At 39.1% G+C, this 14,223-nt stretch carries 14 protein-coding genes and 1 tRNA gene; 3 read left to right on the top strand and 12 right to left on the bottom strand.

The window, feature by feature from the left end; all coding sequences use genetic code 11:
- Positions 1 to 10 precede the first annotated feature (10 nt).
- Positions 11 to 1,159: a flagellar assembly protein T N-terminal domain-containing protein gene (locus tag ACXAFE_RS03700; protein ID WP_475148834.1), complete on the top strand. Its 1,149-nt coding sequence runs from the start codon at positions 11 to 13 to the stop codon at positions 1,157 to 1,159.
- 201 nt (positions 1,160 to 1,360) lie between these two features.
- Here the strand turns inward: ACXAFE_RS03700 and ACXAFE_RS03695 are convergent.
- A tRNA-Arg gene (locus tag ACXAFE_RS03695) sits at positions 1,361 to 1,437 on the bottom strand.
- A 335-nt stretch (positions 1,438 to 1,772) separates the two neighbouring features.
- Between ACXAFE_RS03695 and ACXAFE_RS03690 the strand changes: the two genes are divergently transcribed.
- On the top strand, positions 1,773 to 2,441 hold the full coding sequence (locus ACXAFE_RS03690) for a FlgO family outer membrane protein (protein WP_475148832.1): 669 nt from the start codon (positions 1,773 to 1,775) through the stop codon (positions 2,439 to 2,441).
- Positions 2,442 to 2,466: 25 nt separating this feature from the next.
- On the opposite strand, the gene ACXAFE_RS03685 is transcribed toward ACXAFE_RS03690, so the two are convergent.
- The 5 genes from ACXAFE_RS03685 to ACXAFE_RS03665 form a co-directional block, all read right to left on the bottom strand.
- A complete protein-coding gene (locus tag ACXAFE_RS03685) occupies positions 2,467 to 2,940 on the bottom strand; it encodes a hypothetical protein (RefSeq protein ID WP_475148830.1) in 474 nt (157 codons plus the stop codon).
- Between the two features lie 74 nt (positions 2,941 to 3,014).
- Positions 3,015 to 6,218 (bottom strand): SdrD B-like domain-containing protein, encoded by a 3,204-nt coding sequence (locus tag ACXAFE_RS03680; RefSeq protein ID WP_475148827.1) that lies wholly within the window; start codon positions 6,216 to 6,218, stop codon positions 3,015 to 3,017.
- Positions 6,219 to 6,228: 10 nt separating this feature from the next.
- Entirely contained in the window at positions 6,229 to 6,987 is a 759-nt protein-coding gene (locus tag ACXAFE_RS03675; protein WP_475148824.1) for a fimbrial biogenesis chaperone, read from the bottom strand.
- Positions 6,988 to 6,995: 8 nt separating this feature from the next.
- The gene (locus ACXAFE_RS03670) at positions 6,996 to 7,607 is read right to left on the bottom strand and encodes a hypothetical protein (protein ID WP_475148821.1); all 612 of its coding nucleotides are present in this window, start codon (positions 7,605 to 7,607) and stop codon (positions 6,996 to 6,998) included.
- Between the two features lie 128 nt (positions 7,608 to 7,735).
- On the bottom strand, positions 7,736 to 8,332 hold the full coding sequence (locus tag ACXAFE_RS03665) for a hypothetical protein (protein ID WP_475148818.1): 597 nt from the start codon (positions 8,330 to 8,332) through the stop codon (positions 7,736 to 7,738).
- Positions 8,333 to 8,677: 345 nt separating this feature from the next.
- Here ACXAFE_RS03665 and ACXAFE_RS03660 point away from each other — a divergent pair, with 345 nt between their 5' ends.
- Positions 8,678 to 9,451: a hypothetical protein gene (locus tag ACXAFE_RS03660; protein WP_475148816.1), complete on the top strand. Its 774-nt coding sequence runs from the start codon at positions 8,678 to 8,680 to the stop codon at positions 9,449 to 9,451.
- A gap of 15 nt (positions 9,452 to 9,466) precedes the next feature.
- On the opposite strand, the gene ACXAFE_RS03655 is transcribed toward ACXAFE_RS03660, so the two are convergent.
- The 6 genes from ACXAFE_RS03655 to ACXAFE_RS03630 all read right to left on the bottom strand — a co-directional run bounded on the left by ACXAFE_RS03655 (position 9,467) and on the right by ACXAFE_RS03630 (position 14,214).
- Positions 9,467 to 10,150: a FlgO family outer membrane protein gene (locus tag ACXAFE_RS03655; RefSeq protein ID WP_105170781.1), complete on the bottom strand. Its 684-nt coding sequence runs from the start codon at positions 10,148 to 10,150 to the stop codon at positions 9,467 to 9,469.
- A gap of 14 nt (positions 10,151 to 10,164) precedes the next feature.
- Entirely contained in the window at positions 10,165 to 10,752 is a 588-nt protein-coding gene (locus ACXAFE_RS03650) for a FlgO family outer membrane protein (protein ID WP_475148814.1), read from the bottom strand.
- Positions 10,753 to 10,848: 96 nt separating this feature from the next.
- Positions 10,849 to 11,727, bottom strand: a complete 879-nt coding sequence (gene galU, locus ACXAFE_RS03645; RefSeq protein WP_475148813.1) for a UTP--glucose-1-phosphate uridylyltransferase GalU — start codon at positions 11,725 to 11,727, stop codon at positions 10,849 to 10,851.
- A gap of 24 nt (positions 11,728 to 11,751) precedes the next feature.
- Positions 11,752 to 12,603: a thymidylate synthase gene (locus tag ACXAFE_RS03640; RefSeq protein WP_475148810.1), complete on the bottom strand. Its 852-nt coding sequence runs from the start codon at positions 12,601 to 12,603 to the stop codon at positions 11,752 to 11,754.
- Positions 12,600 to 13,391 carry a prolipoprotein diacylglyceryl transferase gene (gene lgt / locus ACXAFE_RS03635; RefSeq protein ID WP_475148808.1) on the bottom strand — a complete coding sequence of 264 codons (792 nt, stop codon included), beginning with the start codon at positions 13,389 to 13,391 and terminating at the stop codon, positions 12,600 to 12,602. The genes ACXAFE_RS03640 and lgt overlap by 4 nt, the downstream gene beginning before the upstream one ends.
- A gap of 19 nt (positions 13,392 to 13,410) precedes the next feature.
- On the bottom strand, positions 13,411 to 14,214 hold the full coding sequence (locus ACXAFE_RS03630; RefSeq protein ID WP_475148806.1) for a sulfite exporter TauE/SafE family protein: 804 nt from the start codon (positions 14,212 to 14,214) through the stop codon (positions 13,411 to 13,413).
- Between the last annotated feature and the right edge of the window lie 9 nt (positions 14,215 to 14,223).

The raw sequence follows: 14,223 nt of genomic DNA, 5'->3' as shown, positions 1-14,223 counted from the left end.
GAGCTGCGCTATGCGACACCTAGTATTACTTCTTTTTATTGTGAGCTTTTCGTCTCATGCAATTTGGTATGAATCAACCGGCCAAGCCAAAATACGCAATGGTAATGTTGAGCAAGCTCGAATGATGGCAACCGAAAACGCTATTCAGCAAGCTCTACTTTTTTCAGGTGCGCAAGTGACTAGTCTGCAGCAAGTGGTTAATGGCATCTGGCAAACACCAAGTACCCAAGTTTACTCCCATGGTGCAATCGATCAGATTGAAGTAATTGATGAAATTCAATCAGACAACACGCTCTCAATTACACTTAGGCTTGATATTTTAGATAACAGTGAAACTTGCCAAAATTCATCGATTAAAAAGAATGTGGCTCTAACAAGAACCGGTTTTAAAACCCCGAGCCATGCAACTTATGGTCAAATTTTTGAATTACCAAAAGCATACAGCGAAAAGCTCGCAAAGCACTTGTATCAATTTGCCCATTTATTCAACACAAAAACCGATATCAACCGTAAGCTTAATACCAAAAACCTGTTTACCGCGCATTTTGATGCCAACTCAAGTGCCCTTATTCAACAAATTGCCGACCAAAATAACAGTCAGTTTGTCTGGATATCGCAAATAGAAGACCTATCGCTTGGTGAGCAACAGAGTTCATCGTTAGCATTTTGGCAAAATAAAGCTTATGAACGTTTTTTCTCGATTAATACGGCGCTATACAATGGCTTAACCGGCGAACTGTTAAAACAAACACACTACGATACATTTGCCACCTGGCAAACCAAAAAAACAGCACGTATCGATGTGAACAGTGAAAAGTTTTGGACCATGCCTTATGGACAAGCAATATCAGATATCAACTTAAAGCTTGGCCAAGATTTAGCAAGCTATCTCGCTTGTATTCCAGCGCAAGCACGTATTTTAAGCGTCGATCACGATACCGTGATCATTAGCCTTGGCGCTGAGAATAACCTAGTGAAAGGACAAAAGTTGCAAGTAGCACTGCGCAAAGGATTTAATCAAAAGCAGCTTATTATTAATACTGATTACCAGTTGAGAGTGACTCAGGTAAATCAAAACACCGCTATTGCTCAAGTGATAGGCGACAAACTACTCGCAAACGTACAAATTGGTGATTTGGTTACTTTGGCAAGCTTCTAAGGGGCTAGAACCAAGAGAAGCTTAGCATTTAGTTTTAATAACCTGTTCTATTGTAAAATAACTCGGAGTAAACACGTAACCTTCAAGAAATACGTTAATCACGCTGCTACATAACAATAAAAGATAGCTCGATTTAAACAACCGCTTGATGCCGTTCAAATAACAATTAAAAAGGACGGGTTAAAACTTAATAAGCGTTTATGGCGTTCCCGGCAGGAGTCGAACCTGCGACCCTTCACTTAGGAGGCGAATGCTCTATCCAACTGAGCTACGAGAACGTTTTTTGATAGTATCAAAAACGACCACAGATTAAAATATCACTATAATCAAACAATTAATGAAAGTGTTACGATAAAAACTTACGTTCGTGCTTTACAAAATAAACGCCTAAGTATCGAACCAGTTTAGCGATATAAAAAACCTAAACGTAGCCACAATTAAATTGGATTAGTGGCGCAAATATTGCTTAATTACTAATAAACGTTACCATAGCGCTTTATTCATAATGCGGTGCATTGTTAATTAGGCCTGGCGTCCGTTTTACCTAAGTTTATTATCACAAACAGAACGAATAAGTCTATTAATTCAAACTCTGTTTGGTAAAGGGTTTATTATGAGTTTAAAAGCAAAGTTACCACTAATTTCTGCATTGTGTGCTCTTGCAAGTTGCCAATCAGTTTATACTGATAATGCTGTTCGACTGTGTTTAGATGACGTTGGTATTTATCACAGATGTGGCTCATTACCACAAAAACAAGCTGCTCCCATTAAAACCTCAAAACAGCAACAAGAGTTAAGAATAGATAAGCAAGAAACACCCTATTCAGCGCCGCCAACAAGTTACGTGAATTTTAAATTGCTAAGTGAATATGTCGAACAGATGGTTATTTCGATGCAACTTAATTTAAAACAAGAAGAGTTACTATCGCCGATAGCAGCCGCTTCATTTGTACAATTAGATTCAACCCTTAATAAAACTAACCCTCTTGGCAATCAATTAGCCGAAGCATTTATATCTGAATTACAAAAAGTCGGCTACCCAATGATTGACCACAAGATCACCGGCGAAATTAGCATGACTTCAAATGGGGACTTTGTGTTTTCACGTAATGGGAGCGATATCAAAAAGCAGCAAAAAATAGGGTATGTACTATCTGGTACGATGATAGCTCATCCTCATGGTACAATCATCAATGCAAGAATTGTTGGCCTTAAAACAAATGTAATTGTTGCTTCAGCACAACAACTAATTCCAGATAGAGTATTGAATAGTATCCTTTAATAAAAGAGTTGCTACGGCAACTCTTTTACGTTTCAAAATCAATATCAAATTCCACATTGTATTTGGTTGCACCAGACAAACGGCTTTGCGCTACCACTTCGCCACCAACATAAATATGAATATCCCCTGAGTTACCACTATTAATAATGGTAACCGTGCCATGGGAAAATACGACCTCCTCATTGAGGTCATTTTTAATAATCCCTTTTGGTGAATAATCAAAACCGCTATGGGGCGATTCTTTTTTATTAATCGTTATTCTTACAAGGGTGTTTTTCTCAGCAACTAGAATGTAATAGCCTGGTTGTCCAAGAGCAGCTGTACATAATTTGCCTGTATGATTTGTTAATTGTTTTGTGACTACATCTAACTCACATGTACCATAAACGGGCATTAATTTATTAAAGCGCGGAGGATTCATCTCTAGTACTTTCATGCTGGCATGAAGTTTCGTACTAAATAGTAAAACGCAAATAATGAATAAATTTAACTTTCTCATTCTAATCTCGTACATCTATATCAAAACTTAAATACGTGAGTTAATAGCAAGCTCACTACTTTGTTTTAATTAGTTTAAAGTAAGCCCTTCTCTAAAGACTTTATTTCAGTCGCTTCAAAACGCTTTATCAATCCCTTTTTATCAGTGACTTCATAAAGCTTTTTGGCTAAACGGTCTGCATCTGAACGATTGTAAAATTTACCTATCACGAGTCGATTTAATTTGCTCTGAGCATGATATACAACGTCCGCTTGCTGTTCTAACTCACGTGGTAAAGATAAGCTTTTCAAATAAATAAACGCAGAACTCTGTTGGCTAAATGCACCATACTGAACTGTATATACAGTAACTTTCTCGCTTGCCAAATGAATAGGTGCCGCGATTTTCTCAAGTAATACAGGCTCTTTTATAATCGAAGCAACCTCGACAATATTCTCACTTTTGCTAGGGTTAGGCTGGTCTTTATGAGCTTCAGATAGCAAAGTGTGCTCTATTCCTGAGTTAACAACACTTGCCTGCTTTACAATAATTAACGGCCTATTATCGACTGGCTCAATATTATTATTCACTTGTCTCTTTGCAGGAGGGTGAACAAAAATCTGCCCATTATATTCATCTGAGCTAACTGCCGGATCATGATTTTCAGTCGTAATTACTACTTGTTCTGACTTTTTAATTTTTTGAGTGTCAGACGGCAAATGCAAATAAAATGGCGCCATTTCAACATACCCACCTTGAGTTGGTGTAGTAAACTCATATTGATTTGGTGAACTTATTAAACCTCTTTTATCTAAATCATCTCTTTTAAGCCTAACGAGATAGTGCCCAGGATTGAGTTGAGGAAACTCAAAGTAACCATCCTTATCAGTCTTAGTTAAACCGATAAATTTATTTAGCTCATCAAAAAGTTCAACGGTAACTTTATCAATACCACTGTCAACTTCAGATAAGAATACAAACCCCGATAAATCCGTTTTAATGGTAAATGGAATATCCCCAACAAGATATGAGCCAGGATGAGTATATACTTGGTAACGTGACGCAGGACTGACACTATCGACCCAGCGAGGTGTAAATGTCACCACGCTATTTGTCGGTACATCATTTAATAAAATGCGACCATTAGCTGCAGTCTGCTTTTCTAACCAATTTTTAAATGGGCCTACTTTGGCACCTTTAATTGCATAATCATTTTCATCTAGTATGCCATTTGAGTTTCTATCTAAATATGCATTTAAGTCTAAGTTTGCAGCCCCTAACTTACCTAAACGAGATACGTCAAATCCGCGATTATAGGGGTCATAACTAAATGAGAATCGTACACCAACCGATAAATTCCAATACTGATTACTATCATAACTAGCCGTGGTAGTTAGCATTGCATAGCGCATTGGCCATGCTAAACTGCCATCAAATTGCCATTCACTATCAGCATCTGGTCTATACGTTATCTGGCCTTTTGTATTTAAATTATTACTGAAACGCTTGTTAATACTTGTAGTTATTGCGTTTATTTTTGAACCGTCATCTATTGTGTATGTAATGCCATTCACGACTCGGTACGAACCTATAGATAATGCCGCACGGAAATTACCAGAAAGCTGAGGGTTCAATTGTTCATCTGCAAACCACGAATAATCAAGGCTATTAGATAGATTTAGTGAGCCAATATTCTTATGCAAAATCAGGCCTGCGTACGAATCACTACTCTGCCCTTTGCGATCATTCGAGTAATATAAATCATATGAAAATAAACCAGTTGAATCACTGAATGAAATATCGAGTTCTTGCTCAACGGGTTGTTTCACACCTTCCACATGGTGTTCAGTGACCTGATAATTAACCTGATAACGCTGTGTATGACTCAACATACCATTTAACTGTACTTTAGCGCCTACTCCACCCGAAAGTTCATGATATACCTCAGTGTTTAACAACGCATTTTTCAAACTTCCAGCTAATTTAAAACCAATAAAATCTCTATTAGATTTACGCGTAAATTCTCCGCCTAACTGCCAAAAATCACTTATCCCGTAGTCAGCCGAGAAACGAAAACTATCAGGCTTAAACCTATCTTCAAACACTGAGTTTCGACCAAATACTTCACTCCCATCATCTAAAATAAAGCCATCAAACCCAACTTCACCTGCGGATAGCCAGTTACTTCTTAATTCGATCGATTCGTATCTAATTTCTTCTTCACCAAATGGACCAAACAGCTTAATTTCAAATAGGTTTAAACCATAACGTGTATCTACATTTTCAAAACTATAACGACCATTTTCTGGTACGGTTTGCTCCGCAACAAAGAAGCCGTCTCGATAAAGCTCCACACTCCAACCGGGTGTCGCAAACCCTTGCACATTAGTCGTACCAAATTTACTACTATAGTTACGTGGTCGTTTATTAAAACTAGCCCCCACACCGGATACATTGTTATCAATTAAGCCGCCTGCTGGGGTTGAAATGTCACCTAAACTATAGGAGTTTATTCCACCAAACAAAGGTTCTTTAGGAGAAAGTGGAAAGCGTGTTAAAACGAGACTACCAATCACATCCTGTTGATTAGATTTACTTAATGACAAAAAAGCGGAGTGATAAAGAAAATCGGAGTTTGTTTGTATTACCGCATTATACGTAGACTCTTCATCACTTCTGCCGCCATAATTTAGGCCAACTGTTCCCGTTGGTGGGCTGTACAAATGATACTGGTCACGAAATATCTCTGTGGCTGTAAAAAAAGGTGCTTCATTATCATTAGGTTTATTTCGCAGCACTTTGCGTTCTAGATCTGCTCGAAGTATTCGCTTTTGCAATGGGAACAAATAGTCTTGTGCCGGTTCAACTAATAGCTCCAAATTCGAAAAGTTTAATACCAACTGACCTTCTACCATTTGAGATAATAAAGCCATGCTAATATATAACCCAAATTCGTCTTCACTCCAGAAATAAAGCCCTTGCTCTAAATCAAAAGACGCTTTTGAATTGCCAAGCTCGAGTAAGTATTGTGCTTCTTCGTAAGTCACACTAAATGAGCGTTGCTCACGACTAACCGCGACATTGAGTTCTAGAGCTTGAAATATGTCATATGCAGGCAGTAATAGTTGATTATCAACTTGGTATGCTTCAATTCCCTCTAACAATAATTGATTATCGAGTTTTACGTTCAGCAATACATAATTTTCGTCATTAAAATCAACTTGTTGAATTTGCCCAAATACCGGAAACGCAAAGAGACTTCCCAATAAAATTAGGAAGCGCACTACTAATTTAACCATATTTTTTCCGCTACAATTTTACATTATAATTTATAGCGGTTTTGCCGAACTCTTTATCTTCCTCATAAGTAACAATAAACTGATTACTTGAAATGTCTTTGAGAGGCAGTTTAAAATCTCTAAATGTCACAGCTTGCGATAAAGTAACATTTTTTAAACGCGCAACCTCTTCACCACTTGAATCAGTTACGGTTAAACTACCAACCCAAGCACGCGATCCCTCGCGCGATACCCGAATTGATGCAACTTTGCTTTGTTTATCAATATGAGCCGACTCTATTTTAACGCTACCTTTTGGATCTCCAATGCGCACATACACTGGAATATTAAAGTTAACCGTTGCAGCCAATGCATTCTGCTGACCTAAAATAGCTTCTTGAACACATTGCATTCGGATATAACTAAGGTAATCACCTTCTTGAAGATTAGGTCTACGACGAAAAACTAAACGCGCTGTTTGGCTTCTGTCTTTTGGAATTGACACGCTGCGCGGCGAAAAACGCAGTAAATGAGATGCTGGAGCAATCGCTTGTTGCTTTTCAACCTCAATTACCCCTTTTCCATTTTGTTGATTGTAATGTACAAAACCCAACTTACAATCAGCTTTAGCATTACCCATATTAGTCATTTCTAGCGATTGAGTTCGCTGTTTTTCGGTGAATAGAAAGCGCGTTTGGTTAAACTGAACTTGAGCAGCTCCCATGTTCGCGTTGACCTGCATAGATAATACGCATAGTAATATACTGGAAATTGAAGTTAATTTTTTCATACTGCTTCCTAATAAATAACATCAATAATAAATGTAGAAATAAGTGGTGCGGATGTATTAAGGGTCGATAAATCATTAATGGTTAAAACACCACCAACATAAAGTGTCGCTTGACCATTGGCTGAAAGACTAACCTGCGTTCCGGCTCCACCATTTGGAATAACCGTTGCGCTAACAGAGCCAGAAGCTGACTCAGATAACCCTAATGGATAAAAGATACCTTTAGGTTCAAAACCCCAGGCGCTACCTAAACGATCATTGCTACCGATTAAAGACACCGTAATGGCTTCACCTTTCACACCACTCAATTCATATTGACCAGGTGTTAGATCGTTAGATATTGGGCAAATTGTATTATTTGAACTTGCTGTTCCAATAACATTAGAAGGTGTTGTATCTGTAATGCTTGTAGGAGAAAGTAACATCTCACAGTCGCCTCGCTTTTTCATGATTGAGCGACCAAAATCTACCACCTGATTTTCGAAGACTAATACCGGAGAGATTGTTTCAAATTGCACTGATGCGGTGTACGTTTCTGCATTTGAGTTATACGCAGTTAAAAACATAGTGCAAATCATATAACTTTTTAATATGAATAGACTAACTCTACTTTTTTTCATTACTACTTCAAAACGACATGAAAAATTTTCTACCTATAAAGCAAAAACTGAGCCACTATTTGTTATTTATATTTCACACATAAAAAAACCCGCTATGCGGGCTTTATAATTCACATTTGTATTGTTTTTTAGTAAACAACATCAATTGTAAAAGTGCTCGTCAACGGAGCTGAAGTATCAAGTGCGTCGTTATTAATTGTTAATGTTCCCGCAACTACTAAATAACCATTACCAGCAGCAGAAAGTGCATTAGTTACGCCTGCAGCTGAATTGTCTACAGGTACAGCGGCTACCGCACCAGAGGCTGTTTCTGTAACACCTAGTGGAATGTATTTACCTTTAGGAGTAAAACCCCAATCACTGCCTAGACGGTCATTTTCACCGATTAGCTTAACAGTAACGGCAGCACCGCCTACACCACTTAATTCATAAGTACCTTGTAAAATATCATCGGCACCGTCACATATACCAGCAGAAGGCGCAGCCAATGCACCAGATACAACAATCTTTGCAGTATCTGCAACATCATCTAGGATAGGCTCAGCAACACAGTCACCACGCTTTTTCATTATTTTCTTACCAAAATCAACAACTTGAGTTTCATAAACTTGAACTGGAGCTACTGTTTGGAATTGTACTGTTGCAGTGGTAGGTTCAGCGTTTACTGCCGCAGAGAAAGAGGCTGCAATAGCGAGTGGAAGTACTACTTTCATCATAGTATTCATGATTTACTTTCCTTTTACATTATAATCATTTGAAGCAATGAGAGGTATAAACCACACAAGTTCCTATGTAGTAACCTCTAATCACGTTTTGTATCGGCAACTATTGCTGCTTCTTTAGCAAAAAATTATAAAAATGATAAATTTAGGCTTTTTTTAGATTGCGCTCGCTTATCTCACTACCAACATTTACAATGCAAGCGTAAAACAAACTAGATGCCAAACCACTAACCTTCATTTCGTATGCGCCGTATTTCAAAAAAAAGCTCAATAATCCAAATCAGCAGTCTTTTGCTATCGATTAACTTAACGGGATGTCAAATTATTGGCGACGTAAATCAGTCACATATGGATACGTTGCTTCAATGGAACAAAGCCGCTACGCAAACGAACAGCATTTTACAGCGAGCAAAACTACAACTAACTACTCAATTACGCTTTAAAGATACAGAATATGGAACAGAATATTGGTTTGATAAATTTACTGTTGGTGGCACTGACAACAAATACACTATCAACTTAATCAACCCATCATTTAGTGAAAAAGTAATTTGCAGCTGGTATTGCGAACTGCTTAGCGAAGTTCAAATAAACGACTATGACAAAAATACCTATCTCTACCAATTTAGCAAAGCTCAGCAAACCAATATCGCAGATATGTACGCCAAGCTTTCGACGCTAAGCCTTGATTTAGAAAAGAGCGAAATACCGGCTGATATTATTAACGCGAGAATAACGTTAATAAACGACAGTGAAATAAAATTTGATGACTTTGATTCTGCCTACGCATTTTTAACCGCAGCCTTAATAGAAGGGAGCTTTACGCCTAACATCACAACTTCTCTCGTCCTTGAAGAGCAACAAAAGATTACATCGGCAGTGTCGTTAAATCAGCAAGTGTGTACATTAAAAGATAACTTTTTTGGGCATGTCATCGCAAAGAATCAGCAAGGTATTGCTGTTAAATTGATAGGCCAAGCAACGGGTAAAACTGGTTTAGGATTAAAGACATTACCTTCTGGGTATTTGAAACATCACCAAGAAGGATTTTCGTACATTGCATTAAACAAAGTGCAAGTATTTAAACACAGCGATGTTTATACCTGCACTATCAAATATTAACGTTTAATATCGCCTTTATTGTATTGATACACCATCGCGCTGACCATGCGGCCTTAAATCTTCGGTAATATAGTCTGGAATAAAGCCCTGCGCTGTCGCAACAACAGCTTTCGACTCTAACCCCACAATTCTCGCGTTTACTAAATGGCCAGCACCATGTTTTACAAGTGTCCCCGTTAGCACATACTTAATTGGTAAACTCGGCGCTAACTCCATATAGTCACGGCTTAAGATAAAGTCACCTTTTTCGGTCACTCGGAAGAAATCAGTTAGTTTAAAGTCAATTACTGGAATACCAAATTTATGCATTTCATGGATAAAGCTCTCGGCAATCTGATTACCTAAAAGACTAGCGTCTGTATAGTTACCATCCAAAAATACGAAGCTAGAGACGCCAATCGCTGTGTCTGCGTTTACATATTTAAGGTTTTCCATCAATTGGTGGCTCACACCACGAACATAATGATTTATATTGCGATTGCTCGCCTGATCGTAAACATAGTTGCTTTTACTACTATCAAGTAAACGTGCACTTTGAAAGCTACCATCTGCGTTGAACATTTTGTCATTTTCTTCCGACGCAACTTGAGCAGATACTCGCGTTGAGCCCGCTTCAGAATCATAGTCACTGGTATCTATTGAAGATGACTGACAAGCTGATAAACACAGCGCTAATAACGATAAACTGAAAGCTCTCATTTTAAACCTCTCATTTAATATTCACTGCGGTAAAGCAAGCCATCTCGTTGCATTACTTTTTCATGATTCCACGCAACTTGCTTTGGCATGTATCGCGTAGCGGCGGCCAGAACATTTTTGGTGCGAGTGTCAATAATTTTAACATTAACAACATAATTTTCTTGCTGTGTAGCAATAGTGCCAGAAACAAAGTAATCAATTACGTGCTGTGTTTGTAACTGTGATTTATCGCGACTTAAAAAGCGCTCTTCACTACTGTTTAAGGCAATTTCTTGAACGGTTTTAACTTCAACTAGCGTGAAGCCGGCTTGTGTTAGCAAGGTCGCGACGCTTTCTTGCATTTGCAATGCGATTTCAGGCACGCCTTGCGTCTCGTTTTCCAAAGAGAGCGATTTGACTGGCAAAAATGTGCCTACGGCAAAGACTGCGTCTTGCTCTACCTTCATCGGTTTACTAATAAGCTGCCTAACAAGAGCGGCGGCATAATAGTGCAGCCTACTATTATTATAGCTTGGCTGCTGATTAGCTTGCTCATCAACTTGTTCAACCGATGACGAGCAACCTACAAGCAACACCATAATTAAAACTGTAAATACACGCATTTCACAATCGCTTCATATTGAGTCTATTATGTTTCAGTAAATTTAAAGCAAAAAAAATGCCACTTTGAAGTGGCATTCTCAAAAAGTATTTAAAAACTATAGTAATGATTGAATATGGGCCTTTAACTCATCTTTAAGGTCATCACGACGCAGTGCATATTCAATATTGGCTTTCATATAGCCAATCTTTGAGCCGCAGTCGTGGCTTTTGCCTTTCATGTAGTAGGCATCGACTTGCTGCTCTTTCATTTGCATTGCAATGGCATCGGTAAGTTGAATCTCATTTCCCGCGCCTAACGGTGTTTTCTTAAGTAGCGGCCAAATGGATTTATCTAAAACGTAACGCCCTACCACTGCAAGATTAGAAGGTGCTTCATCGCGTTTTGGTTTTTCAACAATATTTTTGATTGCGGTGCTGCCACCAGGTAACAGCTCATTGCCGTTAATATTCACAATACCAAACTTATCCACGTCTTCATCAGCAACCTTTTCAACCATAATTTGGCTGTGGCCAGTTTCATTAAAACGCGTAATCATGTCGGCAAGGTTATCTTTATTTAAATCGCAACTCGCGTTATCTAAAATTACATCAGGTAACACCACGGCAAAGGGCGCATCGCCAACGATTGGTCTGGCACACTCAACAGCGTGCCCTAACCCTTTTGCTTCACCTTGACGTACGTGAATGATCGTCACGTCTTTTGGGCAAATCGCCTGAACTTCTTCAAGTAATTGACGTTTTACGCGGCGCTCTAGCGTCGCTTCTAGCTCAAAACTCGTATCAAAGTGGTTTTCAATCGAGTTTTTACTCGAATGCGTTACCAATACAATTTCTTTAATGCCAGCTGCGGCAACTTCTTCAACAATGTATTGAATTAACGGTCTGTCGACGATTGGAAGCATTTCTTTTGGAATAGCTTTGGTTGCTGGCAACATGCGTGTGCCTAAGCCTGCTACAGGAATGACTGCTTTCATTATTATTCTCTTCCTTAATTGTAGTTATACGGCAAATGGGTATTTAATCGCCTCGTGATATTGATAGCCTTCCACCGTAAAATCATCGGTAGTCACCCAGGTTTCAATATCTTCTAGCGTTTTAATATTTGGGTTAATGCTTAAGCGTGGTGACTCGAACGGCTCGCGCTTTAGCTGCACATCACGCATTAACTCAAGTTGGTTTTCATAAATATGGGCATTTACGATTTTATGGTAGGCCTTACCCGCTTTTAATCCGCAGATTTGTGCCATTAATGCTAATAGTACAAAACATTGAATTTGATTAAAGTTAAGACCAAGCGGCACATCACAGCTGCGCTGATAAGATGTTAGATAAAGCGTATCACCTAACAACGAAAAGGTATGAGTATGCATACATGGGCGTAAACAGCCCATATCAAACTCACCTGGATTGTAAAAAGTTAAGATTTCGGCGCGATCATCAACGCCATTTTTAAGGTTATCAACAATTTTTTTTAGCTGATCAAGCGTTGTACCATCGGGCTTTTGCCAAGCACGCCCTTGCACACCATAAACACGGCCCATATCATCTTCACCTTTACGGTGCGGGTTGTTAAGCCAGGCGCTATTTTCATTCGCATTGGCGTTCCAGGTATTACAACCAATCGCTCTAAATTGTGCGGCGTTATCGTAGCCACGTAAATAACCCAATAACTCAGCAATCGCCGCTTTATAAAAACTTTTACGTGTGGTGATTAACGGGAACTTATTGTTCGCTACATCGTATTCTAGATCAGCGTTTACAACCGTTAGGCAGCGAATACCGGTGCGTTTATTTTCTACCCAATGGCCTTCATCAACAATACGCTGACATAACTCTAAATATTGTTTCATGCATTACACTCTTTTTGTTGGCGTTTTGCAGCCCAGAACATTAAACCAAGTCCAGCTAAAATCATTGGAAGCGACAAGATTTGCCCCTGCGAAATAATACCGCCATAAAGGCCTATATGTGCATCTGGTTCACGGAAGTATTCAACAATAAACCTAAAGAAGCCGTAACCAAATAAGAATAAGCCACCAATAACACCTTCAGGGCGCGGCTTTCTATTTACAAACTGAATGAGCGCAAAAAGCACTAAACCTTCTAAAATAGCTTCGTAAAGTTGCGACGGGTGGCGCGCCACAGGGCCACCTGTTGGAAATACCATCGCCCAAGGCACATCAGAGGCACGGCCCCATAATTCACCGTTAATAAAGTTACCGATGCGGCCAAAGAACAAACCTAAAGGCACTAACGGTGCAACAAAGTCACCAACTCCCAACAAGGTTTTATTTTGTTTTTTAGCAAACCAGGCAATCGCCGTTACTACACCAATTACACCACCATGGAACGACATACCGCCTTCCCAAATTTTAAATAAATACAGTGGGTTTTCTAAGAAGTAGCTAAATTGATAGAAGAATACATATCCAAAACGGCCGCCTAAAATAACGCCAAGCATACCGTAAAATAATAAGTCACTCGTTTGCTCTTTAGTCCAACCACTATTTGGTTTACTTGCCGCGCGCGATGCTAAAAATGAAGCCGTTACAAACGCAATCAAATACATCATGCCGTACCAGTGCACTTTTATTGGACCTATCTCAATAAACACTGGATCAATATTTGGAAAATCCACTTCTTTCCACCTTTCCTTTTTAACTACTTAACATTCTAATTGCGACAATCACTAACAGCGCCGCAAAAATACGTTTTATTATTTTTACTGGTAAATACTGCGCCGCTTTTGCGCCAAACTGTGCAAAAAACGCAGACGTTAATACAATTCCGATTAATGCTGGTAAATAAACGAAACCAATAAAGCCCTCGCTTACATCATGATATTGCAAACCTAAGCTAATATAACCGACTACGCCAAAAGTAGCGATTAAAATGCCACTCAATGCCGCACAACCGATGGCTTTTCGCATATCGAGTTTAAAATGCGTTAAAAATGGCACTAATAACGCACCGCCACCAATACCCACCATGCCAGACACCGCACCAATAACACTGGTTCCTAGGGTTAAAATACTGCCGTGAGGCAATGCTGATTGTGCTTTTGGTTGCTGCGGTAAAATCATTCGTAGCGCGATAAAAATAACGCAGCTGGCAAAAATCAACTGTAGCGTATCGTTACTGATACCTGTGGCAATCACGCCACTTAATAATGCACCAACTGATACACCAACTAATACCCAAGGGGCTATTTTCCATGGAATATTTTGATTTTTATGATGTGCGTAAGCGGAGCTTGATGAGGTAAATATAATCGATGCCAGCGATGTAGCGATAGCAACCACCATGGCTTGATCGGCTGGTACTAAATTTAGCGCGAGTAGCAGGTAGCTCAACACCGGTACAATAATTAATCCACCACCAATACCAAGCAGTCCAGCCAAAAATCCAACCAAGCAGCCAAGCGCCATACAACTAAAAAAAACTATCGAAATATCAGACATGAACAACCT

The organism is Pseudoalteromonas sp. ABV4_021 (assembly GCF_056159365.1).
Note: the sequence above shows the minus strand (reverse complement) of the source record. Positions and strands in the feature narration are given on the sequence as shown.

Bases quoted from the DNA above. Each gene is read 5' to 3' on its own strand.
- ACXAFE_RS03700 (WP_475148834.1), top strand. From the start codon at position 11: ATGCGACACCTAGTATTACTTCTTTTTATTGTGAGCTTTTCGTCTCAT.
- ACXAFE_RS03690 (WP_475148832.1), top strand. From the start codon at position 1,773: ATGAGTTTAAAAGCAAAGTTACCACTAATTTCTGCATTGTGTGCTCTT.
- ACXAFE_RS03685 (WP_475148830.1), bottom strand. From the start codon at position 2,940: ATGAGAAAGTTAAATTTATTCATTATTTGCGTTTTACTATTTAGTACG.
- ACXAFE_RS03680 (WP_475148827.1), bottom strand. From the start codon at position 6,218: ATGGTTAAATTAGTAGTGCGCTTCCTAATTTTATTGGGAAGTCTCTTT.
- ACXAFE_RS03675 (WP_475148824.1), bottom strand. From the start codon at position 6,987: ATGAAAAAATTAACTTCAATTTCCAGTATATTACTATGCGTATTATCT.
- ACXAFE_RS03670 (WP_475148821.1), bottom strand. From the start codon at position 7,607: ATGAAAAAAAGTAGAGTTAGTCTATTCATATTAAAAAGTTATATGATT.
- ACXAFE_RS03665 (WP_475148818.1), bottom strand. From the start codon at position 8,332: ATGAATACTATGATGAAAGTAGTACTTCCACTCGCTATTGCAGCCTCT.
- ACXAFE_RS03660 (WP_475148816.1), top strand. From the start codon at position 8,678: ATGGATACGTTGCTTCAATGGAACAAAGCCGCTACGCAAACGAACAGC.
- ACXAFE_RS03655 (WP_105170781.1), bottom strand. From the start codon at position 10,150: ATGAGAGCTTTCAGTTTATCGTTATTAGCGCTGTGTTTATCAGCTTGT.
- ACXAFE_RS03650 (WP_475148814.1), bottom strand. From the start codon at position 10,752: ATGCGTGTATTTACAGTTTTAATTATGGTGTTGCTTGTAGGTTGCTCG.
- galU (WP_475148813.1), bottom strand. From the start codon at position 11,727: ATGAAAGCAGTCATTCCTGTAGCAGGCTTAGGCACACGCATGTTGCCA.
- ACXAFE_RS03640 (WP_475148810.1), bottom strand. From the start codon at position 12,603: ATGAAACAATATTTAGAGTTATGTCAGCGTATTGTTGATGAAGGCCAT.
- ACXAFE_RS03630 (WP_475148806.1), bottom strand. From the start codon at position 14,214: ATGTCTGATATTTCGATAGTTTTTTTTAGTTGTATGGCGCTTGGCTGC.